This is a genomic window from Kitasatospora sp. NEAU-69 (assembly GCF_057158765.1).
In genome coordinates this window covers 26,547-52,417 of sequence record NZ_JBWXUE010000018.1, presented here as the reverse complement: position 1 = coordinate 52,417, position 25,871 = coordinate 26,547, and the positions used below count along the sequence as shown (strand labels likewise).

Below are 25,871 nucleotides of genomic sequence, written 5' to 3'. Positions count from 1 at the left end.
CCACATCAGTGCAATATGCCATTGCACTGATGTTCGCGGTGAGGCCTCCTCCTCCACGGAGGCCATCGTGTCGCTCCCCCATGCCCTCGACCACGACGCGCTGCCGAACGCCCCCACAGAAAGTGAGTCCTCTACGTGACCACCATCCGGTCCGGCATGATCCGACGCGGCAGGCGCACCCTGTTCGCCGGACTTGTCATGGCAGTGGCCGGCGCGGGCCTGCTCAGCCCGCTCACCGCCAACGCCGATCCGCACCCCGCCGCCGACGGCTGGGTCAAGACCTCATCCAGCGGCTGGGTGCAGGTCAAGCCCGGGACGCCCGTGTCGGAAACCCCCAAGACGGCCGCCGCCAGCTCCCCGCACGCCATGAAGACCGGCCGGATCGGCGCGGCCCGCCCGGCGCCGGCCGCCGCGACCAAGGGCGGCGGCAAGGTCACCCCGCAGCTCGCGGACGGCGCGGACCCGGGCACCGGCGGCAAGGACGGCGACGGCAACGTCGCCAACGAGTACGACCTCCAGGTCACCTACAAGGGTGGCCAGGAGAACAGCGGCGTCGTGATCGGCCCGCCGAAGGTCTACCTGGTGGTGTGGGGATCCCAGTGGGGCACCCCGTCCACCAACTCCACCGGTGACGTGACGATGTCGCACGACGCCGACCAGGCCGTCCCGTACCAGCAGGACTTCTTCAAGGGCCTGGGCAGCTCCGGCGACGGGTGGAGCGCGGTGCTCACCCAGTACTGCGAGGGCATCCAGTCCGGCTCGATCCAGTGCCCGGCGAACGCCGCGCACATCCCCTACCCGCAGCCCGGCAGCGTGCTGGCCGGCGTCTGGGTGGACAACAGCGCCGCCGCCCCGCAGTCCGCCACCGAGCCGCAGCTCGGTGCCGAAGCCGCCGCCGCGGCCGCGCACTTCGGCAACACGACCGAGGCGCAGAACCGCAACGTGCAGTACGTCATCGACTCGCCGCAGGGCACCGACCCCGACAAGTGGCGTGAGCTCGGCTACTGCGCCTGGCACGACTTCGAGCGCTCCCCGTCCGGGCAGCTCGCCTACACCAACATGCCGTACCTGACCGACGTGGCCGGCTGCGGCACCAACTGGTTCGGCGAGAACACCCCGCGCGGCCGCCTCGACGGCTACGGCATCATCGGCGGCCACGAGTACGCCGAGACGGTCACCGACCCCAACACGCCCGGCGGTTGGACCGACGCGACCGGCCAGGAGGTCGGCGACAAGTGCGCCTGGATCCCGGCCGGATCGAACGGCGGCCTGTTCACCGAGAACCTCTCCACCGGTTCGTTCCCGCTGCAGACGCTCTGGTCCAACTCCGACCACCTCTGCATGGCCTCCGACCCGATCGTCAGCAACCCGCCGGTCGTGATCAGCACCATGTGCGACCGCACCGACGCACCGGGCACGCCGCTGTCGATACCCGCGGTCGCCGTTGACAACACCAACTCCACGGTCAGCTACAGCGCCAGCGGCCTGCCGGCCGGCCTGGGCATCAACGCCTCGACCGGTGTCATCTCCGGCACCACCAGCGCCTCGGCCAACGGCTACTCACGGATCACCGTGACCGCCACCGACGCCAACGGCAAGAGCGCCAACACCAGCTTCTACGAAGGCCTGTTCGCCGGCGGCCAGCACGGCTGCAGCGCCGTGCAGCAGCTGACCGACGCGGGCTTCGAGAACGGTTCGGCCGACGTCGACCACACCGTGATGACCGATGCCTGGAGCCCGAACGGCTACAACCTGATCACCCCGTCCAGCCTGCACGCGCCGCACTCCGGCACCTGGTACGCCTGGCTCGGCCAGAACACCACCCAGGACGACTCGATCACCAACTACCTGAACGACTACCCGGGCTTCAACAGCGCGACGTTCTCGTTCTGGCTGAACACGCAGACCACCAACACCACCGGCACGCCGGACACGCTGAAGCTGAACGTCATCGACCAGTACACCGGCCAGGTCCTCGGCACCGCCAAGACCTGGACCAGCCAGAACCCGACCAACGGCTACCAGCAGCAGTCGGTCGACCTCACCCCCTTCCTCAACCAGGTCGGCTGGGGCACCACGCTGGGCATCCAGCTGGTCGCGCACGAGTCGGGCACCACGCCGACCACGGCGTTCCTGATCGACGACACCTCGGCCAACGAGTACTAGGCCGGACGCTTCACCGATCGACGCTCCACTGATACACCGATCCACTGATACACCGATCAACTGATTGACCGACAAGCCGATCCGGGCCCGCTCGCCGCTCACGCGACGAGCGGGCCCGGTGGCGTTTCCGCCGACCGGCCGCAGGGGGTCACGAACTCGCCAACTTAGGCTAGCCTTACCTAAGCCACCCGAGGAGGACAGATGCAGACCCCGACCACCGGCCCCACCTCTGCCACGACCTGCCGATGCGACCACCCGGACCCGGCAGCCGGCCCGGCGCCGGCCGAACGCGCCCGCACGCTGGTGGAGTTCGCCTCCTCGGCGGTCCTGGACGTGCCCGGGCTCGATCTCGCCGCCCGCCCCGCCCCCTGGTCTCCCCTGGTGCGCACGGTCCTGCCGGACGGGAACCTGCTGATGCTGCTCCCCGGCTCCTCTCCGGTGGTCCGCTGCGTCCAACTGGCCCACCGCCAGGCGGAGCAGCTGCGCGCGGTGGTCGAGGCCACCGACGTCGCACCGCTCGCCGTGCGCCACCGGATCCGCGGCCGCGCCTGGGTCGGCGGCTGGCTGGCGCCCGTACCGGCGGCCGAGCGGCAGCACCACCGGGAGCTGCTCGCGGCACAGACTCCCGGCCTCACCGATCCACAGGCCGGCACCCCGGTGGTCCTCGAAGTGGAGGACGTCCTCACCAATGACCTGTGGGGCGCCGCCCACGTCGAGGCGGACGCCTTCGCCCGCGCCGCGCCCGACCCGATCGCCCCGCACGAGCTCGGCCTGCTGCAGCACCTGGTCAGCGCCCACCCCGACCAACTCGACCTGCTGGTCCGCCCGTTCGTCGCCCGCCTCACCGAGTCCGACCCGGCGGCCCCGGCGGCCCCGGCGATGCACGCCGACAGCACCGTCACGGCGGTGCCGCTGGCCCTGGACCGGTACGGGCTGCGCGTCCGCTTCACCACCGGCCGGCGCACCGCCGACGCCCGCTTCGACTTCGACCACCCCCTCGACGGCCCGGACCAGCTGCGCACAGCCATGCACCGCCTCTTCCACCGCGCCACCCACACGACCGGCTGACCCGGCCGGACGCCAATGGCGCCATGCGCGCCGCCCGGCGCGTGCCGGGCGGCGCGGGGGCCCGTGCGCCTTCCCCCCTCCGGACAGGGAAGGGCGCCGCGTACGCCTCCCCCCTCCCGCCGCCGCCCTTGCCTCCCCTTCCCCGTGGCGCCACCGCATGGAAAAGGCGAGCGGCAATAGCCACGTTGCCGCGCCGACCCCGGGCCTATTCGAAAGCCGCCCGGCCGGCGGTCAGGTGATTTCTCGGCCGGTCCGAAATGGCGGCACGAAAGCAATGACCGACGCAGCTCCGCCGCATTGCCTTGGGAGCGGCGGCGCGCCACCATGGAGAAACTCGTCGTCCTGCCGACGGGACAGTCCCACCGTTTCCTCGGGCATCCGCTGCATCATTGACGTGCCCATGACCTTGATGGTTTCGCATCCCGTGCCTGAATCACCCCCTGGAAAGGTGAGTTCCGCATGTTCGTCCCCCCGCACTACCGGGAGCCCGACGTTTCATGGATGGTCGATCTGATGCGCAAGAACCCATTGGCGCTGATGGCCAGCAACGGGGATCCCGCTGACGGCCCGTTTGCCACGCATCTTCCGGTCATCACCGATCCGAACGGAACGGGAGAACCGGCTGCGGACCTCTCCGGAATGCGGCTGCTCGGGCACCTGAACCGCGCCAATCCGCACTGGTCCGCACTGCGGACCGGCACGGTGGTGCTATTGACCTTCACCGGCCCGCACGCGTATGTCTCGCCCACGGTATATGACGTCACGCCGGCCGCGCCGACGTGGAACTTCACCTCGGTGCACGTCCACGGCGTGGTCGAGAAGATCGAATCGGTGGAGGAGACGCTCGGCGTGGTGCAGTCCACCGTGCGGGCCTTCGAGACCGAGTTCGGCAACGCCTGGGACATGAGCGGCTCCCTCGACTACTTCCGCAAGATCGTGCCCGCCGTCGGCGCCTTCCGGATCGAGGTGACCGGGGCCGAGGGCATGTTCAAGCTGAGCCAGGAGCAGCAGCCGGAGATCCGCGACCGGGTGGTCCGGTCGTTCGCCGACCGTGCCGGCTGCACCAGGCACGCGGAGACGGCCGCGCTGATGGGCCGCCTTCCGTAGGGCCCGTCCGACCGTTCCCGTGGCCGTTCCCGTGGCTATGCGCGTGGCCGTTCGCGCGACCGTTGCCGCCGGGCGCGCGACGCCGGGCAGGGTCCGCCCCCGCCGTGGGGGCGGACCCTGCGGCCGTCATTCGACGGGGACCTGCTGCCCGGTCTCCTTCAGGACCTGCTCGGCGGCGGCGTCGAGGGTGGCCGTCACCCACTCCGCGAGCTCGGCTCCGGCCTGAGCCGCCGCCTTGTGCCACCACTGCAGCCGGTGGTCGGGAATCGCCAGCCGGCGCGTTGCCGCGGCGTCGTCCGCCACCTGCGGGCTCTCGCTCTCGCCGTCACGATCGGCCCGGATCGCGTTGCGCAGCTGCTTGGTGGTCCACTTCATCCGCTCGGCGCGGTCGAGCCAGGTCTCCTGCTCGTCGACGGGCAGCGAGGCCAGCTCGGCGTGGTGCTGGAAGCTCAGCGCGGGCCGTCGCCTGGGCAGTTCGAACCGCCGGGAGACCCACGCGTAGTTCCGCAGCGTCTGGTACTGCAGCCCGACCGCGCGGACGCCTCGCTCGTAGCGGTCGGCGTAGTGGTCCTTGCCGTAGACGAGCCAGTCACCGAGCCACCAGGACGACGAGCTGAGCAGCCCGGAAAGCTGGCGCCCGGCCCGCTCCCAGTCCTCGAACGCGAGGCCCACCGGTATGTGCAGCCCGACCTGCGTGGTGAGGACCTGATCACGCCGCGAATCGAATCCCTGGCATCTCGGGATCCTGGGCGCCGCCTCGGCGGCCTTGCCGAACATGAGCACTTTCGAGTCTTTGCCCTCTTCAACCTGACTGCTCATCACGCCTCCCCGTTTGCACAGAAGTGCCCAACACATTGACCACAAAACCTGCCGGTGAAATACCATCGGCCGGAGCGGGTCGTCGACGGCTCGCCGGCGCTTCGATAGGTCGAATGCCAACCGCTGTCGATCCGAGTACATCGCGGAGTCGATGCAATTTTCAAGTATCGCGGCATCGCTCGACGCTACTTTGCAGAGTCCGCCCGTCCCTGTGACGTGATCTTACCGACCGGCGCACCGATCGGCTTCGAATACACATTCGCGTGCAGGTTCCGGTATGCGGCCAGGGTGCATCGATCCGATATCCGACCGGGCCGAAAACGGGCAGCCCGATGGCCGGATCCGCCCGAACGGAATCCGGCCGTCCGCACCCCCGATACGAGGGCACGGCAATGCGACAATTAATGGATCCTGCCGAATGCCGACAGAACGATCTCCGGAAGCCCCGCTGCACCGAATTCAGCGCATGTGGGCACACGCGGCCGCCGTGGGTGCACCCGGGCAGGCGCGGGCACAGGTGGCGGACGGCCGGCCGAGCGGGCTGCTCGTCACCAGGGCCGCGCGGCAGGCGTCTCCAGGGCGGTCAGCGGGGTGGCCGCGCAGGGCGATCGTGCAGGAGGCATAACGCCATGATGACGTCACGTGATGGCCATGCCAAGCCGATGCGCGCCACCCTGGCGTATATCGTGCGCCGCGCGTCGGGCGGCGCACGGTTCGGCTCGGGCGCTCGCCGTGCCGGCGCGGCTCCGACCTGGAGATCTGCGCGCGACCGGCCATCGGTCCGGGTGGCCGGTCGGTATATGTCTTGGCTGGAAGTCATCGGTGGGGCAACCGAGTCAACAGGTCCCGTCAGCCGCCCCGAGGCGATCGGGTGCGCCACGGCGCCGCTGCGCGGAGCACCCGATGGCGCCGCTCGGCCCCGGGGGAGCCAGGGACCGAGGAGGGGTCAGGGGGGAACGCGGGTCAGCACTCGAGGACCGTGCAGCCCCAGTGCATGCCGCGGCCCATACCGGCCAGCGCGACCAGGTCACCGCGGCGCAGCTCGCCCGACTCGACGTGGTGCTGCAGCGTCAGGAGGTGGTCTGCCGCACCGAAGTGACCGTGTTCCAGGGAGAACGCGAGATTGGTTCGGTCGAGCGGCACGCCGATCCGCTCGGCCAGCGCGGTCAGCGTCTGCCGGTTGTCGTTGAGCAGGACGACCCGGGCCAGCCGGTCGGGATCGGTGCCCGCCCGCTTGCAGGCGCGGGCGACCACCTCCCGCACCCGGTCGTTCATCAGCTCGATGAAGCCCTCGAAGCGGTCGGAGTCGTAGTCGAAGAACTCCATCATGTCCCAGGCGTCCCGCGCGGCCGGCGGCTCGTCCCCGGGCGTGAACGGCATGGCCGCGCCGCCCTGGTCCATCAGGAAGAACTCGGCGAAGCGGCCGTCGCTGATGACCTCGCTCGCCAGCCAGCGGAACCGGTCGTGGCCGCGGGCGACGACCGTCGCGGCGGCGCCGTCGGAGAAGAGCAGCGAGTGCGTCGCCATCCGGTTCCAATACGCCTCGCAGGTGCGGTTCACGCCGACGAACAGCGCCCGCCGGTAGTCCGGGTGGGTCGCGAACCGGCCCGCGAGCGTGTCGAAGCCGGTGATCCCGCCGAGGCAGCCCTGGCTGATCAGGACGGCCTCGGCGCGATGGGCGCCGAGCCGGGCCTGCAGGCTCGCCGCCGGATCCCAGTACAGGTACTCGGGGATGTCGGTGATCGCCATGACCACCAGGTCAAGGTCCTCCGGCGCGGTGCCGGACCCTTCGAGCGCGCGACGGGCGGCGTCCACAGCCAGGTCGGTCAGGCCGACCTCGGCCGGGGAACGGTGCACGGCGCGGTAGCCGTACGCGAGCACCCGTTCCACGTCGGGTGTGTACTCCGCGACGATGTCGGCCACCGGGGCTCGCTCCCCGATCACCGAACCGAAAGACGTCATCCCGAACACCGTGGCGGCTCCTTCTCCTGTGTGTCGAGCTCCTGGGTGTCGAGCTGCTGCGGGTCGAGCCAGGGCCGCAGGCCGTCCGGCTGTTCCAGCGAGGCCCTGAGCCGGGTCAGGAACAGGACGGCGTCCCGGCCGTTGACCACCCGGTGGTCGTAGGCCAGTCCGAGGTGCACGGACCGGACCGTCCGCACGGTCCCGTCGGCGTCGAGCCGGCACTCCTCGCCGACGGCGCCCACCGAGACCATGCACAGCTGCGGCCACAGCACGATCGGATGCACCAGGACCACACCGGCGTCCGGGTTGAGCGAGACGGAGATGGCACCGCCCGCCAGCTCGGCGGCGGCGAAACTCTTGGTCAGCGCCTTCATCCGGAAGTCCATCAGCGCGTCGGCGACGTCTTCGAGCGAGCGTTCGTGGGCGCGCTCGACCACCGGCACATAGAGGCCTCCGTCGACGTCCACCGTGACACCGACGTGGGGGGCGTCCGCGACGGCGACGGTGCGGTCGTCCACCAGTGAGCCGAAGAAGTGCGGGAACTCGTCGTACGTCCCGGCCACCGCCTTGACCACCACCTCGGCGAGGCCGAAGTCCGTGCCCGTCTCGGCCCCGAGGCGATCCAGTTCCTCCAGCACCGTGTCCACCTCGGCACGCACCACGGTGAAGCCGGCCGGCACTTCGCGGTGGCTCCTGCTGACCACCGCGGCGGTGCCCTGCTGCGCCCGGTCCAGCAGCAGCGTGCGGGACGGGCGGGCAGCGTCGGATGCGGGGCCTGGTGCGGGGCCTGGTGCGAGGTCGGAGACCGGGAGAGGGGCGTCGGTACCCCAAGGGGTGCCCGTCGTGGCAGCGGCCGGGGCCGCGGCCGGCTGCGGCAGGAGCCGGGCCAGCAGCTCGCCGACGCCGCGCTCCTCCCCCGCCGGCACCATGCGGTGCAGATAGCCGGAGCCGGGGGCCGGGATGTCCTCGACGGCCTTGGAGGTCTCCAGCGAGACGAGGTCGGTGTCCGCCTCGACCCACTCGCCGTCCGCGACCAGCCAGTCGACGACGAGGTAGGCGGTGTCGTTGTTGTTGAGCTTCGGCACGGTGACCGCAACGCCGGTCCCACCGGGCTCCCGCGCCGCATCGGCCCGGTCCGCCTCCCCGGTGGTCGCCGTCTCGGCCGGTGACGGGCCGGCGGCGTCCCAGCCCGCCGCGGACCGGAGACCGGCCTCGATGTGGCCGGCGCCCAGCAGCACCCGGCTCTCCAGGTGGGGGGCGGTCGGAATGATCGAGTCGGCCGAGTTGAGCAGGATCACCGGTCCGCGCAGCGAGGACCAGATCCGCTCGTACAGCCCGCGAGCCACCTCGGCTCCCCAGGTGCCGCCGGCCGTCCCCTCCTCGACGACGGCGATCCGCCCGGCCGAGGCGAGCAGCGGCAGCACCGGCTCCAGATCCAGCGGATAGAGCCGCCCCGGGGTCAGCAGGTGCACGGAGCGGCCGTGTTCGGCGCGCAGCGCGCGGGCCGCGTCCAGGGAGCGGTGGGCCATGCCGCCCGGGGCGATGACGACGAGATCGGGGGTGGACCGCTCCCCCTCGGGGAACGTGTGCGCCCAGCCCGTGCCGGCGCCCGTGCCCGTGCCCGTGCCGCCCAGCATCTCGTAGTGGAACAGGTCGTCGACCCGTCCGTCCCGGTACATCCGCCGGGTGTAGAGCACCTTGTCCTCGAACAGGATGGCGGGCGCACCGCGATCGAACGCCTCGCCGAGCAGCGCGCCCACGTCGTGGTACGGCGAGAGCTCGTACAGCGCGAGGTTGGGGATGCCGATGAAGTGCTTCTGCGGGCTCTGGCTGTGCGTCGGTCCGTAGCCGCGGTTGCCGCCGACCGGGCAGCGGACCACCAGCGGCACGGGCACCTCCCGCCCGTACATCGACACCGACTTGGAGGCGAAGTTCAGCACCTGGTCGAAGCCGAGCGCGATGAAGTCGCCGAACATGATCTCGACGATGACCTTGTTCCCGGAGAGCGCGAGGCCCCCGGCGACGCCGACGATACCGCTCTCGCTCAGCGGCGTGGACAGTACCCGGTCCGGGAAGCCGCTGGAGAGCCCCCTGGTGATCTTGAAGGCACCGCCGTACGGATCGGTCAGGTCCTCGCCGAGCAGGTAGAGCCGCTCCTCCCGGCGGAACAGCTGGTGCAGCGCGCGGTTGAGGTGCTCCGCGACGCGGAGGGCGACGGTGCCGACCGGGTCGGTCGCGACCGCTGTCATACCGGGTGTCCTTTCTCCGCGAGGAGCTTGCGCAGGTCGCCCACGCTGCGGCAGGAACGCGCCTGCCGCGGCGTGAACCTGACGCCGAACTCCTGGCCGACGGCCGCGATGATCCGCACGTGCTTGAGACTGCTCCACAGCGCGGTGACCGCCGGGCCGGTGTCGTCGGCGACCTCGTCCTCGCCTATGCCCAGCACCTCGGCGACGATCCGCTCCAGCGCACTCATCCGCCCACCCCCGCACCGGTCAGCGCGTCGGTCAGGGCCGGCCAGTGCGACGGCGGACGGGCGGAGACCTGCGCGACCAGGTCGGCGATCCGCTCCCGGGTGCGCTTGTCCATCACCGCGAACTGCTCACCGAACCGCTGCGCGTACGCCGCCCCCCACTCCCGGGCGCGTACCTCGGCCAGCTCCGCCTCGGAGCGGGTGTCGTCACCCTTGCTGTGCGGGCCCAGCCGCAGGCAGTGGAACTCCAGCACGGCCGGCGTCCGCCGACGGCGCACGTCCTCGATCACCGGGGCGAGTTCGGCGCGGATCGCGTTGACGTCGCTGCTGTGGATCTCGTGGTGCGCGATGCCGAACGCCGCAGCGCGATCCGCGATGCTGCCGGCCAACTGCCGCTCGGTCCGCGTCGATTGGGCGATCCCGTTGTTCTCGACCACGACCAGCAGCGGCACCTGCCACAACTGCGCCATGTTCAGGGCCTCGTAGACCGATCCCTCACCCCAGGTACCGTCCCCGATGTGGGCCACGGCGATGCTCCGGCGGCCCGTGCGGGCGAAGTCCAGCGCGACACCGACGGCCACCGGCAGGCTCTGCCCCTGCACACCGGTCGACAGGAAGCCCTCACGGTAGATGTGCTGGCTGCCACCGACGCCGGCGCACACCGCGCCGGAGCGTCCCATGATCTCCGCCAGCAGCCCGGCCGGGTCCCGGAACCGGGCGAGGTAGTGCCCGTGGCCGCGGTGGTTGCTGAAGACGAAGTCGTCGCGGAGCAGTGGCGCCAGCGCGACCGGCACGTACTCCTGGCCAAGACAGGTGTGGGTCGTGCCGTTGAGCCGGCCCGCCGCGAAGAGGTCCAGCAGGGCCAGCTCGAAGTTGCGGATCAGCAGCAGGAGTTCGAGATCATCGTCGGCCAGTTCGGTGATCCCGGGCGCCGGTTCGGCCGCCCGGCCGCGCGGCTCAGGCATCGTCGCCCGCCATCGCCTCGGCCAGGTTCTTCGGGCGCATGTCCGTCCAGTTCTCGTTGATGAAGTCGATGCAGGCCTGCCGGCCGTCCTCGCCCTTGGCGATCGTCCAGCCGGCCGGTGCGTCGATGAACGACGGCCACAGCGAATACTGGCCCTCGTCATTCACCAGTACCAGGTAAACGCCGTTTTCGTCCTCAAAGGGATTCGTCATCGTTTTCCCCTTCCCGCATTCGAGTTGTCGGTGTCGAGCCGCGCGTTCTTCGGGGTTCCTTCGAAGGCTATCCAGCATTCGAACCCGATGACCATCCGTCAGGCGCTGTCCCGCCGACGGGACATGCGGCCCCGGTGCGGGCCTTGAAGTGCCGACGCCCGCCGGTCTAGCGTGACGAGGCGGTCCACCGTGCTCCGGGCCGCGTTCTCCGGCGCCGGCGCCGATTCCGCTTCGAGACAAACTCCCGGACCCGCGCACCGCATTTTCCGGTGCGCCCCGCAGGGCACTCGAAACTCACCTGAAAGAACGACAGGAGGAATGCCCCCATGCAGGTTTCAGCGGCAGGCAACGAGACGGCTCCCGAAGCCGGCCGGGCGGAGATCGAGCGTTCCGTCGTCGAGTGGCTGCGCGTCGAGCTGGACGATCCGGAACTCGTCGGCTCCGACAACTTCCTCGACATCGGGGGTCACTCGGTGACCTTCGCGAAGCTGAACAAGCACCTCGGCGACTCCTTCGGGGTCGTCCTCGACATGAAGACCACGTACTCCGAGCCGCTCGACGCGGCCGTCGCGCAGCTGCGGCCGGCCGAGCAGCGCTGACCCCGACCAGCAGACGCAGTTGAGAGGACGCAGGACATGACCACCATCGAAGGCGCCGAATTCTCCCTGTCGGACGAGGAGGTGGCCTCGTTCCAGCAGAACGGCTACCTCGGCCCGCTGACGGTCTACTCGCCCGACGAGATGGACGAGATGTGGAAGACCGTCCAGCGCGAGGCGCTCGACCGCCGGTACGCCGCCTATCCCGAGGTGGACAAGGGCGTCGGAGCACCGAACATCTTCAACTACGACCGCCACCTGGACATCGATCTGCTGGCCCGGCACGCGTGCAACCGGAGGATCGTCGACCGGGTCGCGTCCGTGCTCGGCCCCGATCTGCTCTGCTGGCGCTCGGAGTTCTTCCCGAAGTACCCGGGAGACGAGGGCACCGACTGGCACCAGGCCGACACCTTCGCGAACGCGAGCGGCAAGCCGCAGCTGCTGTGGCCCGGCGAGACCGAGGACAACTTCGGCGCGGGCACCCTGACCGTGTGGACGGCGTTCACCGACTCCACCATCGAGAACGGCTGCCTGCAGATCATCCCGGGCACGCACCACCAGATGAACTACGACGAGACGAAGCGGATGGAGTACAACGAGAGCCGCATCAACTCGGAGGTCAAGGACGGTGTCCGGCGCGGATTCTTCGGGTACGACTACCGGCAGTTGCAGGTCGATCCCGGGTGGCGGCCGAACGAGGAGGACGCCGTCTCGCTGGTGATGGAGCGTGGTCAGTGCGTGATCTTCCTGTCCACGCTGATGCACGCCTCGCTGCCGAACACCGGTACGGGCAAGAACTACCGGATGGGCTTCGCCACCCGCTATGTCCCGACCAAGGTGCGGGTCTATCCCGGCACCGACCACATCGACGAGTACGGCGGCAGCATCTCACTGGAGAAGTGGTCCGCCTTCCTGGTCAGCGGCCGAGACGACTACGGCCACAACAGGATCAGCGACACGACGCTGCGGGGCACGCCGATCCACCAGGCCTGACCGCCCGGTTGTCCGGAGCACCACGTCTGGAGCCCCCATGACGCATGACCGGGAACCCGAGCATGACCGCAACCGGCAACCCGACCCGGACCACGGGCGGCAGCGCGAGCGGGACGACGCGCGGGCCAGGCCGGTGGTCGCCTTCATCCCGCCGTCCGGTTGCGGCGCCGGCTACTTCCGGCGGCTCAGGCGGGCCCTCGGCGACCGGATCGACTTCCGCGGCATCGAACTGCCCGGCCACGGCCGCCGGTTCGAGGAGCCCTGCCTGGTGACGGCGGAGGCCGCCGTACGCGACGTGACCGGGCAGCTCGACGGCCCGGTGGACGCCGTCTACGGCGAGAGCCTCGGCGCGTACGTCGGCCTCGCCGTGACGGCGGTGCTCCGGCAGGCTCGTCCCCCGCTGCTGTTCGCCGTCTCCAACTCGCCGCCGTCGGTGCGGCGGACGGGCCCGCTCCCGGAGGTGACCTCGATCGAGTCGGCGGTCGCGGCGCTGACGGCGATGGGCGGCGAGATCCCGCCGGAGGTCGTCACGGATCCGGCCCTCGCCGCACGGGCCTTCCCGCTGATCCGGGACGACCTGCGGCTGGCCGGCTCGCTCATCGCCGGGCACCGGGCAACCCGGACGCCCGGGGACATCCGGGTGATCGCCGGCCGGGACGACGCCGCCGCCGAGCGGCTCGACTCCTGGGCGCAGCACGCCGACGGGCACTGCGCCGTGCTGCGGCTGCCCGGCGGACACCTGCTCTCCGCCGCCAATCCCGCCGGCCTGGCCGCGGCCGTGCTCGACGCGCTGCTCGGTCCGCCGCCGGGGGCGGTCGAGCCGCACTGATCCACCGGCCGGGCCGGGCCCGGCCCCCGACCACCGCGGCCGAAGGAGTCGAGATGGCGATGGCAACGACGATGCCGATGATGACAGCGCGGGCGGCCGGGCCGGTCCCCGGCATCGGCGACCATCAACTGCTGCTGTTCCTACTCCAGTTCGCCCTGTTCCTGACCGCCGCGGTGGTGCTGGGCAGGGTGGCGGCGCGGCTGCGGATGCCAGCCGTGGTCGGCGAGCTGAGCACCGGGGTGCTGCTCGGCCCGTCGGTGTTCGGCCACCTGCTGCCCGGCCCGTCCGGCTGGCTACTGCCGCCGGACCCGGACCAGCGACACCTGCTCGCGGTGGTGGCCCAGCTCGGCGTGCTGCTGCTGGTCGCCGTCACCGGCGCGCACATCGACCTCGACCTGCTCCGGCGACGCCGCCGGGCCGTCGGCTTCGTCAGCGTCGGCGGTGTGGTGCTGCCGCTCGCCCTCGGCGTCTGCCTCGGCTTCCTGGCCCCCGGTTCGCTGCTGGCACCGAACGCCGACCGCGTCTCCTTCGCGCTCTTCGTGGGGGTCGCCGTCGCGGTCAGCGCACTGCCGGTGATCGCGAAGACGCTGCTGGACATGCGGCTGCTGCACCGCAACGTCGGCCAGCTGATCATCGGTGCGGCCGCGGTCAGCGACATCGTGGGCTGGCTGCTGCTGTCGCTGGTCTCCACCATGGCGACCACGGGGACGCAGCTGGCACCGGTGGCCAGAGCGGCCGGCTGCCTCGTCGCCGTGCTGGCGTTCACCGGGCTGGTCGCGCGACCGGTGGCCGCCCGGGTGCTGCGGATCGGCGAGCACCCCGATCACTCCGGTGGCGCGGTGGCCGCGGTCGTCGTCCTGCTGCTGGTCTTCGCGGCGGCGACCGACGCGCTCGGCCTGGAACCGATCCTCGGCACGTTCCTGGGCGGCATCGTGATCGCCTCGCTCGGGCCGGCCGGGCGGGCCGGCCTGAACGCGCTGCGGCCGTTCGTCATGGCCGTGCTCGCTCCGCTCTTCTTCGCCACCGCGGGCTTGCAGGTCGACCTGTCCGCGCTGGCCCGCCCTGCCGTGTTCGCCGCCGCGCTGGTCACACTCGCGGTCGCCACCTCGGCCAAGTTCGCGGGCGGTTACCTCGGCGCCCGCGCGGGACGCCTCGACCACCGCGAGGGGCTGGCGATCGGGGCCGGACTCAACGCCCGGGGCGTGGTGGAGATCGTGGTGGCGACGGTCGGCCTCAAGCTCGGCGTGCTCACCACGGCCACGTACACGGTGATCATCCTGGTCGCGGTCGTGACGTCGATGATGGCTCCGCCACTGCTGCGACACGCGACCCGCCGGATGCCGACGACGGCGGCGGAGACCGAGCGGGAGAAGCGGTTCAGCACCGCCTGACCGGCTGCCACCCGGAGACGACGGGCCGCAGACGACGGGCCTGACGGGCCAGCCCGAACGGCAACCGCCTGAGCACGACCGTCAGGCCGCCGGGTGCCCGGCGGCCTGACGGTCGTGTTCAAGCGGTTGCCGACGGCTCCGGCAGTGCCGCCCGGTCGAGCTTGCCGTTCGGGGTGAGCGGCAGCCGCTCCAGGGTGACGAAGACGGCCGGGATCATGAAGGCGGGCAGCCGGTCGGCCACGTACCGGCGCAGCCGGCGCGGGGACAGCTCTGCGGACAGCGCGGCGGGCTGCGCGGCGGATTGCGCGGCGTCAGCGGTTCCGGCCGGCTCGGCGGGCCGCGGCGCGGGGACCAGGTAGGCCACCAGGCGCTTGCCGTGCGAGCCAGGGTCCGGGCGCAGGGCGATCGCGGCGTGCGCGATGCCGGGGTGTCCGGCGAGCACGGCCTCGATCTCGGCCGCCTCGATCCGCATGCCGCGGATCTTCAGCTGGCCGTCACCCCGGCCGACATGCTCCAACTGGCCGTCCGCGTTCCAGCGGGCCAGATCCCCGGTCCGGTACATGCGCGCACCGGGCGGTCCGAACGGGTCCGCCACGAACCGTTCGGCGGTTGCCCCGGGCCGGCCGTGGTAGCCGCGTGCCACCGAGCCGGCGACGTACAACTCCCCCGTCACACCCGGTGGCACGGGCACGAGTCCGGGGCCGAGCACGTACGTCCGCATGTTGCCCAGCGGCCGCCCGATCGGCACGCCGGCGCCCTGCCAGCCCTCCGGCACGGTGTACGCGGTGGCGTAGAAGCTCTCGGTCTGCCCGTACGCGTTGACCAGCCGCGTGCCGGGCAGCGCAGCCCCCAGCCGCCGGACCAGGTCGGCCGGGAGCGGCTCGCCGGCGAACATCAGGACGTCGGCGCCCAGGCACCCCGCAAGCCGGTCGGTGAGCTCGGCGAAGACCGACGGCACGGTGTGCAGCACGCTGCCCTGCCAGCCGCCGCGCTCGGCCAGCACCAGGACGTCGCGGACCACCTCGACGGTGGCCGCGTTGGTGAGCGCGGTGAACACCTCGAACACGGAGACGTCGAAGTTGATCGAGGTCCCGGCCAGTACCCGCGCACCGGGGCCGATCCCGGCCACAGCGGCCAGCCGGGTGATGCCGTTGACGACGTTCGCGTGCGTGACGGCGACTCCCTTCGGAGTGCCGGTCGAGCCGGAGGTGTACATCACGTACGCGAGCTGGCCCGGACGCACGAGCCACGGCTCACCGGGTATCGGGGGCTGAAGGGGTCGAGGAGGCACCGGGTCGTCGAGCAGGCAGACAGGGACGGTGTGCCCCGGGAGTTCCGCCGCCGTCGCGGAGTCGGTGAGGAGCAGGTCCGGTGCGGCGTCGGAGAGCAGGAACGCCAGCCGCCCGGCCGGATAGCGCGGGTCGATCGGCAGATACGCGGCTCCCGACCTCAGCGTGCCGAGCAGCGCGACCACCAGCTCAGCGGAGCGGGGCAGCGCGAGCGCGACGAGTGACTCCGGGCCGACCCCGGCGCTCCGCAGTCGCCGCGCCAGCGCGGTCGCCCGCTCGTCGAGTTGACGGTACGTCAGGCTCTCCTCGCCGCAGACGACCGCGAGCGCGTCCGGGGTCGCGGCGGCCTGCCGGGCCACCAGCTCGGGCACCGACGCGTCCGGCGTGGGCGCAGCGGCTCCGGCCAGTTCGCCGAGCAGCCGGTGGCGCTCGGCCGGGTCCAGCAGGTCGATGCGGCTCACCACCGTGGCCGGACGGGCCGTCACCTGCGCCAGGATCCGGAGCAACCGGGTGGCGAGGGCGGCTGCCGCCGCGGGCTCGAAGAGGTCGGCGGCATACGCGATCTCGGCTGCCGGCGCGCCGCCGTTCGCCGCCTCGCCGGTGCCGGTGCCGGTGCCGGTGCCGGTGCCGGTGCCGGTGCCGGGTGGGAGGCGCAGGGCCAGCGCGCAGCCCGTTCCCCCGGCGGGGCCGGGCTCTGCGGTCACCGTCGGCTCGGGCGGGGACGGCGGGCGGTCGCGGGCGGCCCGGGTGCGGTCCCGTACCTGGTCGAGCAGCCGTGCGAACGACGGGTGGCCGGACAGGTCCGCGCGGAGCACCCGGGTGGCGCCGGGCGGCGCCGGCGCCGAGCCGTGGGCGCCGACCGTGCCGACCGCGGTGACCGCGGTGACCGGCACGTCGGTGCCGGCCCCGAGCTGGTGCAGCAGGACGGCGAACGCCGCCTGCAGCACCATCAGCGGGCTCGCGCGCCGGTCGGCGGCCAGCCTGCGGACGGCGGCCGCGACGCCCGGCTCCAGCAGCACCGGAACGGTACCGACCCGGCCGCTCGCGATCGGCGGGCGAGGCTGCGCCGACGGCAACGGCGAGGGCGACGGGATCATGCGTACGTTCTCCTTCGGTGTCCTGCGTGCTCGCGGCCCAGCTGCGGTGGCGAGCGGGCTGCGGGGGCACGGGGTGCCGGTGAGGCGCGGAGTGCGGGTGAGGCGCTGAGCGCGAGTGAGGGACGGGGTGCGGGTGAGGCGCGGAATGCCGGCGAGGCGAGTGGTGCGGGTGAGGCCCGGGCGGGACGGGGCGCCGCCGGCAGAGCCGGGCGCCGGGCCGGGCGGTCAGGCGCCTCCCGGCGGGCCCGGCGGGGTGAGCAGGTCCCGGGTGATCTCGCGGACGCTGCCGCAGCCGCTGAGCGTCAGCGCGAGGTCGAGCTCGGCGAGCAGGCAGCGCAGCACGTGCCGCACGCCGCCGCGCCCGTCGAGCGCCAGGCCGTACTGGTAGGGCCGGCCGAGCAGCACGGCGTCCGCACCGAGGGCCAGCGCCTTGAACACGTCGCTGCCGGTCCGCACGCCGGAGTCCATCAGCACCGGCACGGTGTCGCCGACTGCCGCCCGGACGGCCGGCAGGCAGTCCAGCGCGGCGGCGGCGCCGTCGAGTTGGCGCCCACCGTGGTTGGAGACGATCACCCCGTCGGCGCCGTGCGCGAGCGCCAGGCGGGCGTCCTGCGGATGCAGGATGCCCTTGATCAGGATCGGCAGATCGGTGAGCTCGCGCAGCTGCGGGAGCCGGTCCCAGGTGAGGCCGGGGTTCGCGGAGATCGCCGCCCAGTGCGCGAGCGTCGCCCGGTCGCCGGCGTCCGGCGGCAGCGCCGCCCGGAACGCGGGGTCGCTGGTGAAGTTCGCGAGTCCGGCGCCGTGCAGGAACGGCAGGTAGCCGTGGTCGAGATCCGAAGGACGGTATCCGAAGGCGGGGTTGTCGACGGTGAGCACGAGCGCGGTGTACCCGCTCGCCTCGGCGCGGCGGACCAGCGACTCCGCGACCGACGGGTCCGAGGGCCAGTACAGCTGGAACCAGCGCGGCTGCGGACCAGCCGCCGCCGCGACCTCTTCCATGCTGTGCGACGCGAACGAGGAGAGGACGAACGGCACGCCCGCGTCGGCCGCGCCGCGCACGGCCGCGAGCTCGCCCTCGGGGTGGACCACGGTCTGCGCGGCGACCGGCGCGAGCAGCACCGGCACCGCCGACTCCCGGCCGAGCAGCCGCACCGACAGGTCCCGCCGGACGACGCCGCGCAGCATCCGCGGCACGATCCGCCACCGGTCGAACGCCTCGCGGTTCGCGCGGCCCGTCGCCCCCGTCCCGGCGTCGCCCGCGACGTACCCGTACGCGGACGGCGGCAGCACCGCGCGGGCCGCGTCCTGCAGGAGCGTGAGGTCGGTGGAGAGGCGGGACCCCGCGGCGGCGGGGCCGGCGAGGTAGATCTCGCGCACCAAATCGGCCGGCGGGGCAGCCGATGGGGCGGGCAGGGGCCGGGCCGCCAGATCGGCGTGGATCTGGCGGACGAGCAGTTTCGCGGTCTCCGCCGCCTCTTCGATCAGCGCGAAGTGGCCGCCCGGGTGGATCTCGACCGTGTGCCCGGCGCCGCTGTGCCCGGCCCAGCCCTGCACCTGTTCCAGTGTGTTCTTCGGGTCCTCGGCCGCGAGCAGGACCGTGATCGGGGTGGCGAGGGCGGTGTCCGGCGCGCAGTGGTAGCGGCGCAGCAGCCGATGGTCGGCGCGGAGCAGGCGCAGCACCTCGATGCGGATCTCCGGGTCGCGCAGCAGCGCGTCCGGGACGCCGCCGAGCCGGCGCAGGCCTGCGACCAGCTCGTCGTCGGCCAGCGCGTCGAGGTCGGGCTCCGCCCAGTCCGCCGCGGGCGGCCGGGCGGCGGAGACGAACAGGCGTGCCACGGTGGTGCGTTCGGCCAGCAGCCGGGCCGTCTCGAAGGCTGCCAGCGCGCCCATGCTGTGACCGAGCAGGAACAGCGGCCGGTCGGTGTACGGCGTGAGCGCGGCGGCCGCTCCCCGGGCGAGCGCGGCGATGTCGTGCGGCTCGGGTTCGGCACGGCGGTCCTGCCGGCCGGGGTACTGCACCGCGAGCAGCGCGATGTCCGCGGGCAGCGCGGCGGCGAGCGCGGCGAAGGCGTTGGCGGTGCCGCCCGCGTGCGGGAAGCAGACCAGGCGGGCGGCCGGCTGCTCCCCCGCCGGGAAGTCCCGCAGCCACCGCTGCGCCCCAGGCTGCGGCGCGGCGGCAGGGGTGCGCTCGGCCATGTCTTGGGTCACGTCTTGGGTCATGTCCTCGGTGTCCTGTCCTCGGTGGTGGTGGACAGCTGGTCCAGCAGCTCGTGCAGTCGCTCGCGCAGCCGGGTGCGCTCGGCGTCCCCGAGGGTGCCGTCCGCTATCGCGGCCTCGACGGCGGCGAGTGCGTGGGACGGGGAGCCGGGCCGCTCGTCCGCCGGTGCGGCAGCGGTGGCCATGAGCGTGTCCGTGTCCGTGGCCGTTTCCGTCGGCAGCTCCGTCCGCAGGTGGTCGGCGAGTTCGCGCGGGGTCGGCCAGTCGAAGATGAACGTGGCCGGCAGGCGGACGCCGGTGGCGGCGGCGATCCGGTTGCGCAGTTCGACGGCCGTCAGCGAGTCGAAGCCGATCCGGTCGAAGACGCTGTCGGGGGTGAGCACCGCGTCCGAGTCGTGGCCGAGCACGGTGGCGACCTCGTGCAGGATCACCTCCTGCAGGTCGCCGACCGGCACAACGGCGGTTCCGGCACTCGCGGTTGTCGCGGCTCGGGCCGACCGGTCCCGCTCCTGCTCCCGCTCCTGCTCCCGTTCCTGATCCCGGTCCCGGTCCCGGTGCGCCGTCCGGTCCCAGCGGGCGGCCACGGCCACCGGCCGGTCGCCGTCCAGTGCCGCGTCCAGCAGGCCGAGGCCCTGATCGATCGGGAGCGGCAGCACGCCGAGCCGGGCCATCCGGGCCAGGTCGGCCCCGGTCAGCGCGCTGCCCATGCCACCGGCGACGTCCCACAGGCCCCAGACGAGCGAGACACCGGCCAGGCCTAGCGCGCGCCGCCGCTCCGCCAGGCCGTCCAGGAACGCGTTGCCGGCGGCGTAGCCGGCCTGCCCTGCGGAGCCGAGCGTGCCGGCCAGCGAGGAGTAGAGCACGAACGCGGACAGCTCGCGCCCGGCGGTCAGTTCGTGCAGGTTGACCGCCGCATCGACCTTCGGCCGGAGCGTCCGGTCGAGCTGCTCGGGGGTCAGAGCGGCCAGCAGCCCGTCATCGACGACGCCCGCCGCGTGGACGACGCCGCCGAGCCGCAGGCCCTCGCGGTCGAGCCCGTCGAGCGCGGCGGCCAGTGCCGTCCGGTCCGCCGCGTCGCAGGCGAGGGTGCGCACCTCGGCGCCCAGGCCGCGCAGTTCGGCGATGTCGCGGGTCGCGGCCGGGCTGGGGGCGCCGCGCCCGAGCAGGACCAGCTGCCGGACGCCGTGCTCGACGACCAGGTGGCGCGCGGTCAGCCGACCGAGCCAGCCGAGGCCGCCGGTGATCAGCACGGCCCGCCCGGTGTCCCAGACGGGGTCGGGCAGTTCGAGGACGACCTTGCCGACGTGCCGAGCCTCGGCCAGGTACCGGAACGCCTCCGGCGCGCTGCGGACGGCCCAGCCGCGGACCGGCGGCGGCTGGAGCTCGCCCCGTTCGAACAGCGCGAGCAGGGCACGGAGCATCTGCTGGATGCGGTCGGGACCCGGCTCGCGCACGTCGTACGCCCGATAGGCGACCCCGGGGTGCTGCGCGGCCACGGCGGCCGGATCCCGCCGGTCGGTCTTGCCCATCTCCAGGAAGCGGCCGCCGCGCGGCAGCAGGCGCAGCGAAGCGTCCGTGTAGGGGCCGGCCAGGGAGTTGAGGACGACGTCTACGCCCGCACCACCGGTGGCGTCGAGCAGGCGCTGCTCGAAGTCGAGGCTGCGCGAGGAGGCGAGCCGCTCGTCCGGCAACCCGAAGGACCGCAGCGTGTCCCACTTGCCGGGGGAAGCCGTGGCGTAGGCCACCGCGCCGAGATGGCGGGCGATCTGCAGCGCGGCGGTGCCGACGCCGCCGGTGCCCGCGTGCACCAGGACCGACTCGCCCGCGCTCAGCCCGGCCAGCTCCACCAGCCCGTAGTAGGCGGTCAGGTAGGCGACCGGCACGGCGGCGGCCTGCTGGAACGTCCAGCCCTCGGGGACCGGGCAGACCAGCCGCCGGTCGGTCACCGAAGTCGGCCCGATGCCGGAGAAGAGGCCGAGGACGCGGTCGCCCGGGCGCAGGTCGGTGACGCCCGCGCCGACCTCGACGACCTCGCCGGCGCCCTCGCCGCCCTGGCCGCGGTCGCCCGCGTCCGGGTCGACGGAGGGCGGTATCACGCCCAGCGAGAGCAGCACGTCACGGAAGTTGAGCCCGGCGGCCCGCAACCGCACCCGGACCTGACCGGGTGCCAGCGGCAGGTCTGCCTCCGGCCAGGGCTCCAGCGACAGGTTGGCGAAGGACTGCTTGGCGACGTAGTCCAGCCGCCAGCTCCGGGTGCCGGCTGGTGGGACCAGTCCGGTGCGCTCGGGTGCCTCGGCGAGGCCGGGGCGGTGGGCCGTGCCGTCGCGCAGCGCGAGCTGCGGTTCGCCGGTCGCCACGGCGGCGGGGAGCGCGGCGAGGGAGGCCGCGGTGCCGTCCTCGTCGATGAGGGTGAAACGGCCGGGGTGTTCGGCCTGGGCGGACCGCAGCAGGCCCCAGACGGCGCGGTGGGCGAGCCGAGCGGGTGCCTGGTCCGCGGCGGCGGACGCCGGGCCAGGCGCGGACGCAGGGGCGGGAACGGCCACGGCCCCGCGGGTGAGCACCACGAGCCGGGTGCCGGCGAGCCGTTCGTCGCCGAGCAGCAGTCGGGTGGCGGCCAGCACCTCCCGCAGCAGCGCCCGGACGGCGGCGGGGTCCGCGTCGGCCTCGGCGCAACCGAGCAGCACCACCTCCGGGGCCGCCGCCCCGGCGGCGAGATCGGCGGCGAGCGCGGACCCGAGGGCTGCCGCGTCGGCGACGGCTTCGCCGGGGCCGACCCGCAGCCAGCGCTCGGTGCCGGGCGGCGCGGGCAGCACGGGCCCGGCCGTCCAGTGCGGCAGCAGCAGGGCGGCGGCCGGCCCGGCGGCACCCGCCGGAACCGGGCGCAGCGAGAGCGAGCCGACCGTGGCCACCGGCCTGCCGTCGCCGTCGGTCACCTCGACGGCCACCGCGTCGCGGCCGGTGGGGGTCAGCCGGACCCGGACCAGGTCGGCCGCCGCGCGGTGGATCCGGACGCCGGACCAGACGTACGGCAGCAGCGCACGGCCGCCCTCGGCCCGGGGGGCGCCGGGGTCCGGGGAGCTCAGCGCGAAGGGGTGCAGGCAGGCGTCGAGAAGCGCGGGGTGCAGGCTGCTCCCGGCGCCGCCCGGCCACCGCTGCGCGGGCGGCGCGACCTCGGCGAAGAGCTCCGCCCCGCGCCGCCAGAGCGCGCGCACCCCGCGGAACGCCGGTCCGTACTCCAGGCCGCGCCCGGCCAGCTCCGCGTAGAGCTCGTCGAGCGGCACCGGGACGGGTTCGGCGCCCACGGGCGGCCACGTGCCGGCGGCGGGATCGACAGAATCCGCCGGGTCGGTGCGACCCGCGGGGTCGGCCGGATCCGCAGGGCCGGCCGGACCCGCCGGATCGGCCGGATCCGCGACGGCCAGCGTCCGGCGGGTGAGCGTGCCGTGCGCATGGCGGGTCCACGGCGACGGTTCGGGGCCGTCGGCCCGGCGGGCGTGCACGGTGACCGCACGGGTGCCGTCCGCGCCGGCCGCGGCGAGGAACACACGCAGCTGGATCCCGGCCTCCTGCGGCACGGTCAGCGGCGCCTCCAGCACCAGCTCCTCCACCGTTTCGGCCGCTTCGGCCGCGCCGCCCCCTGCGGCCCGCGCGGCGCTCGCCACCAGGTCGAGCAGCGCCGTGCCCGGCAGCAGCACCCGGCCGGCGACCCGGTGGTCCGCGAGCCACGGCTGCGCGGCGAGCGAGAGCCGTCCGGTGTACAGCGTCCCGCCGGGTTCCGGCAGCTCGGCGACGGCGGTCAGCGCCCAGTGATCGAGGCCGGTGAGACCGGCCGACCGCACGTCACCGGCGCCGCCGGTCCGGTCGATCCAGAACCGGCGGCGCTGGAACGCGTAGGTCGGCAGCGGGACGCGGCGGGCGCCGCTGCCGGCGAAGACCGCGGTCCAGTCCACCTCCGTGCCGCCGGCGTGCAGCCGCGCGAGCGCGCTGAGCGCGGCCACGGGCTCGGCCCGGCCACGGCGCAGCGCCGGCACCAGCTCGGGCCCGGCCGCCGAACCGGGCGGCTGGCCGGGCGCGGGGCCGGCGGCAAGGCCGGCGAGGCAGTCGGCGGTGGTCGCCAGCAGATCGCCGGCCGGGCCCAGGTCGAGGAACCGGTGGCAGCCGAGCTCCGTCAAGGTGCGCACACCGGCCTGGAAGCGGACCGTCTCGCGGGCGTGGCGCACCCAGTACTCGGGGTCGGCGAGCTCGCCGGGCCGCGTCGGCTCGCCGGTCAGGTCGGAGACGACCGTGAGCTGCGGCGGGTGGAACGTCAGCCGCTCGACGACGGCCCGCAGCTCGTCGAGCGCCGGCCGCATCAACGGCGAGTGGAACGCGTGACTGACCGGCAGCCAGCGGGCCCTGCCCCCGGACTTCTCGAACTCGGCCACCACCTCGGCCAGTTCGTCGGTGTCCCCGGAAAGCACGCTGGCGGCCGGCCCGTTGACGGCGGCAACCGCGATGCGGTCGGTCCGGCCGGCGACGAGTGCCGCCGCCTGCTCCTCGCCCGCCCGCAGCGCGACCATGGCGCCGCCGCTGGGCAGCCGCTGCATCAACCGGCCACGCTCCACCGCCAGTTCGGCCGCGTCCGCGAGCGAGAGCACCCCGGCGGCGTGCACGGCGGCGAGCGCGCCGACGGAGTGCCCGATGACCGCGTCGGGCTGGACGCCCCACGCCTCGAACAGGCGGAACAGTGCGACCTCGAAAGCGAACAACGCGGGCTGGGTGTACTCCGTGCGGTGCAGCAGCCCGGTCTCGGCGGAATCCTCGGCCGCGAACAGCACCTCGCGCAGCGGGCGGTCGAGCCGGGCGTCGAGCTCGGCGCACGCCGCGTCGAGGGCCGCGGCGTAGGCAGGGAACGCCGCGGCCAGCTCCCGGCCCATGCCGAGCCGCTGGGCGCCCTGCCCGGCGAAGAGGAAGGCCGTGCGGCCGCCGGCCGCCGTGCCCCGCACGGCGGCCGGGTGGTCGGCGCCGTCGGCCAGCGCGCGCAGGCCCTCGTGCAGATCCGTCCGGTCCGCGCAGAGCAGCACGGCACGGTGGTCGAGGTGCCCCCGGGTCGTCGCGAGGGAGAAGCCGAGATCGACCGGACGGGCCGGCTCGGCGGTCACCCGGTCGAGCAGCCGGGCGGCCTGCGCGCGCAGCGCCGGTGCGCCGGCCGCCGACAGCACCAGGGGCACGACGGGCAGCGGCACCGGCGCCGGGCCGGCGGGTGATGCGGGCTCAGCTGCGGCGCCGGTTTCCGCTTCGGCTTCGGCGTCCTCTTCCAGGATCACGTGCGCGTTGGTGCCGCTGATGCCGAACGAGGAGACGGCCGCCCGCCGGGGACGGCCTCGGTCGGGCCACGGCGTCGCCTCGGTGAGCAGCGCCAACGCGCCGTCGGCCCAGTCCACATGAGGGGTGGGTTCGTCCGCGTGCAGCGTCCGCGGCAGGACGCCGTGCCGTAGTGCCTGGACCGTCTTGATCACGCCGCCCACGCCGGCGGCGGCCTGGGTGTGCCCGATGTTGGACTTCAGCGAGCCCAGGTACAGCGGACGGTCCGCCGGCCGACCGGCGCCGTAGACGGCCCGCAGCGCCTGCGCCTCGATCGGGTCGCCGAGCGAGGTGCCGGTGCCGTGCGCCTCGACCGCGTCGATCTCTCCGGCGGGCAGGCCGGCGGCGGCGAGCGCGTCGGCGATCACGCGTTCCTGCGCACTGCCGCTCGGCGCGGTCAGCCCGTTGCTGTCGCTGCTGTGGTTGACGGCGGTGCCGCGGACCACGGCGAGCACCGGGTGGCCGAGGCGACGGGCGTCCGCCAGCCGTTCCAGCAGCAGCAGTCCGGCGCCCTCGGACCAGCCGGTGCCGTCCGCGGCCGCGGCGAAGGACTTGCACCGGCCGTCGGCGGCGAGCCCGCGCTGCCGGCTGAACTCCACGAACGGCATCGGCGTCGCCATCACGGTCGCGCCGCCGGCCAGCGCCAGCGAGCACTCGCCCCGGCGCAGCGCGGCACAGGCGAGGTGCAGCGCGACCAGCGAGGAGGAGCAGGCCGTGTCAACGGTCAGCGCCGGGCCCTGGAGGCCGAGGGTGTACGCGACGCGCCCGGACGCGACGCTGCCGGCGCTGCCGAGCCCGAGGTAGCCCTCGTACTCGGCGGGGGCGGGCACGAGGCGGGAGCCGTAGTCGCCGTACATGGTGCCGACGAAGACGCCGGTACGGCTGCCGCGCAGCGCGGCCGGGTCGAGTCCGGCGTCCTCCACGGCCTCCCAGGCGGTCTCCAGCAGCAGCCGGTGCTGCGGGTCCGTCGCGTACGCCTCGCGCGGCGAGATGCCGAAGAACTCGGCGTCGAACCGCGCGGCGTCCCGCAGGAACCCGCCCTCCTTGACGTACGACGTGCCGGGGGTGTCCGGGTCCGGGTCGTAGAGCGAGGCCAGGTCCCAGCCGCGGTCGTCGGGGAACGGGCCGATCGCGTCCACCTCGTCGGTGACCAATCGCCAGAGGTCCTGCGGGGAGCCGACCCCACCGGGGTAGCGGCAGGCCATGCCGACGATCGCGACGGGCTCGCGGCTGCGCTCGGCTTCGCGGGAAGCGTCGCGCTCGGCTTCGCGGGCGGCCGTCTTCAGGCGCTCGTTCTCCTTCAACGCGGCCCGCAGCGCGTCGACGACTTGCTCGGGGGATGTGG

The 25,871-nt window shown here is 73.5% G+C and carries 15 protein-coding genes and 3 pseudogenes; 7 read left to right on the top strand and 11 right to left on the bottom strand.

All coding sequences use genetic code 11. The features are described 5' to 3' along the window. Positions 1–135: 135 nt before the first annotated feature. The 3 genes from AC060L_RS21405 to AC060L_RS21395 all read left to right on the top strand — a co-directional run bounded on the left by AC060L_RS21405 (position 136) and on the right by AC060L_RS21395 (position 4,341). Positions 136–2,166, top strand: a complete 2,031-nt coding sequence (locus AC060L_RS21405) for an Ig domain-containing protein (RefSeq protein ID WP_483800444.1) — start codon at positions 136–138, stop codon at positions 2,164–2,166. A 201-nt stretch (positions 2,167–2,367) separates the two neighbouring features. Further along, positions 2,368–3,234, top strand: a complete 867-nt coding sequence (locus tag AC060L_RS21400; RefSeq protein WP_483800443.1) for a DUF2470 domain-containing protein — start codon at positions 2,368–2,370, stop codon at positions 3,232–3,234. 459 nt (positions 3,235–3,693) lie between these two features. Then, positions 3,694–4,341 carry an FMN-binding negative transcriptional regulator gene (locus AC060L_RS21395; RefSeq protein ID WP_483800442.1) on the top strand — a complete coding sequence of 216 codons (648 nt, stop codon included), beginning with the start codon at positions 3,694–3,696 and terminating at the stop codon, positions 4,339–4,341. Between the two features lie 126 nt (positions 4,342–4,467). On the opposite strand, the gene AC060L_RS21390 is transcribed toward AC060L_RS21395, so the two are convergent. The 6 genes from AC060L_RS21390 to AC060L_RS21365 form a co-directional block, all read right to left on the bottom strand. Continuing rightward, complete coding sequence (locus AC060L_RS21390) at positions 4,468–5,160, bottom strand: LmbU family transcriptional regulator (protein WP_483800441.1); 693 nt, start codon at positions 5,158–5,160, stop codon at positions 4,468–4,470. A 963-nt stretch (positions 5,161–6,123) separates the two neighbouring features. After that, the gene (locus AC060L_RS21385) at positions 6,124–7,122 is read right to left on the bottom strand and encodes a 3-oxoacyl-ACP synthase III family protein (protein ID WP_483800440.1); all 999 of its coding nucleotides are present in this window, start codon (positions 7,120–7,122) and stop codon (positions 6,124–6,126) included. Beyond that, entirely contained in the window at positions 7,119–9,371 is a 2,253-nt protein-coding gene (locus AC060L_RS21380; protein ID WP_483800439.1) for a 2-oxo acid dehydrogenase subunit E2, read from the bottom strand. The genes AC060L_RS21385 and AC060L_RS21380 overlap by 4 nt, the downstream gene beginning before the upstream one ends. Beyond that, positions 9,368–9,598, bottom strand: a complete 231-nt coding sequence (locus AC060L_RS21375; RefSeq protein ID WP_483800438.1) for an acyl carrier protein — start codon at positions 9,596–9,598, stop codon at positions 9,368–9,370. The genes AC060L_RS21380 and AC060L_RS21375 overlap by 4 nt, the downstream gene beginning before the upstream one ends. Next, the gene (locus AC060L_RS21370) at positions 9,595–10,560 is read right to left on the bottom strand and encodes a thiamine pyrophosphate-dependent dehydrogenase E1 component subunit alpha (protein ID WP_483800437.1); all 966 of its coding nucleotides are present in this window, start codon (positions 10,558–10,560) and stop codon (positions 9,595–9,597) included. Before AC060L_RS21370 ends, AC060L_RS21375 begins: the two co-directional genes overlap by 4 nt. After that, the gene (locus AC060L_RS21365) at positions 10,553–10,771 is read right to left on the bottom strand and encodes an MbtH family protein (protein WP_483800436.1); all 219 of its coding nucleotides are present in this window, start codon (positions 10,769–10,771) and stop codon (positions 10,553–10,555) included. Before AC060L_RS21365 ends, AC060L_RS21370 begins: the two co-directional genes overlap by 8 nt. Positions 10,772–11,097: 326 nt before the next feature. Here AC060L_RS21365 and AC060L_RS21360 point away from each other — a divergent pair, with 326 nt between their 5' ends. Genes AC060L_RS21360 through AC060L_RS21345 form a run of 4 tightly spaced genes read left to right on the top strand, consistent with a single transcriptional unit; the run spans position 11,098 to position 14,580 of the window. Continuing rightward, entirely contained in the window at positions 11,098–11,370 is a 273-nt protein-coding gene (locus AC060L_RS21360) for a phosphopantetheine-binding protein (protein WP_483800435.1), read from the top strand. A 36-nt stretch (positions 11,371–11,406) separates the two neighbouring features. Continuing rightward, positions 11,407–12,360 (top strand): chlorinating enzyme, encoded by a 954-nt coding sequence (locus AC060L_RS21355; RefSeq protein WP_483800434.1) that lies wholly within the window; start codon positions 11,407–11,409, stop codon positions 12,358–12,360. A 37-nt stretch (positions 12,361–12,397) separates the two neighbouring features. Next, the gene (locus AC060L_RS21350; RefSeq protein WP_483800433.1) at positions 12,398–13,189 is read left to right on the top strand and encodes a thioesterase II family protein; all 792 of its coding nucleotides are present in this window, start codon (positions 12,398–12,400) and stop codon (positions 13,187–13,189) included. Between the two features lie 59 nt (positions 13,190–13,248). Continuing rightward, complete coding sequence (locus AC060L_RS21345; protein ID WP_483800432.1) at positions 13,249–14,580, top strand: cation:proton antiporter; 1,332 nt, start codon at positions 13,249–13,251, stop codon at positions 14,578–14,580. A 118-nt stretch (positions 14,581–14,698) separates the two neighbouring features. Here the strand turns inward: AC060L_RS21345 and AC060L_RS21340 are convergent, their stop codons facing one another. From AC060L_RS21340 to AC060L_RS21320, 5 genes and pseudogenes are all read right to left on the bottom strand, one after another. Beyond that, on the bottom strand, positions 14,699–16,966 hold the full coding sequence (locus tag AC060L_RS21340; RefSeq protein ID WP_483800431.1) for a non-ribosomal peptide synthetase: 2,268 nt from the start codon (positions 16,964–16,966) through the stop codon (positions 14,699–14,701). Between the two features lie 225 nt (positions 16,967–17,191). Beyond that, positions 17,192–19,186, bottom strand: a complete 1,995-nt coding sequence (locus tag AC060L_RS21335; protein ID WP_483800430.1) for an alpha/beta fold hydrolase — start codon at positions 19,184–19,186, stop codon at positions 17,192–17,194. Further along, positions 19,183–19,602 (bottom strand): annotated as a pseudogene (locus tag AC060L_RS21330) (acyl carrier protein); the annotation flags it as partial. The gene AC060L_RS21335 and the pseudogene AC060L_RS21330, both read right to left, overlap by 4 nt. 312 nt (positions 19,603–19,914) lie before the next feature. Next, positions 19,915–21,969: pseudogene (locus AC060L_RS21325) on the bottom strand (SDR family NAD(P)-dependent oxidoreductase); the annotation flags it as partial. A gap of 84 nt (positions 21,970–22,053) precedes the next feature. Further along, a pseudogene (locus AC060L_RS21320) lies at positions 22,054–25,842 on the bottom strand (type I polyketide synthase); the annotation flags it as partial. Between the last annotated feature and the right edge of the window lie 29 nt (positions 25,843–25,871).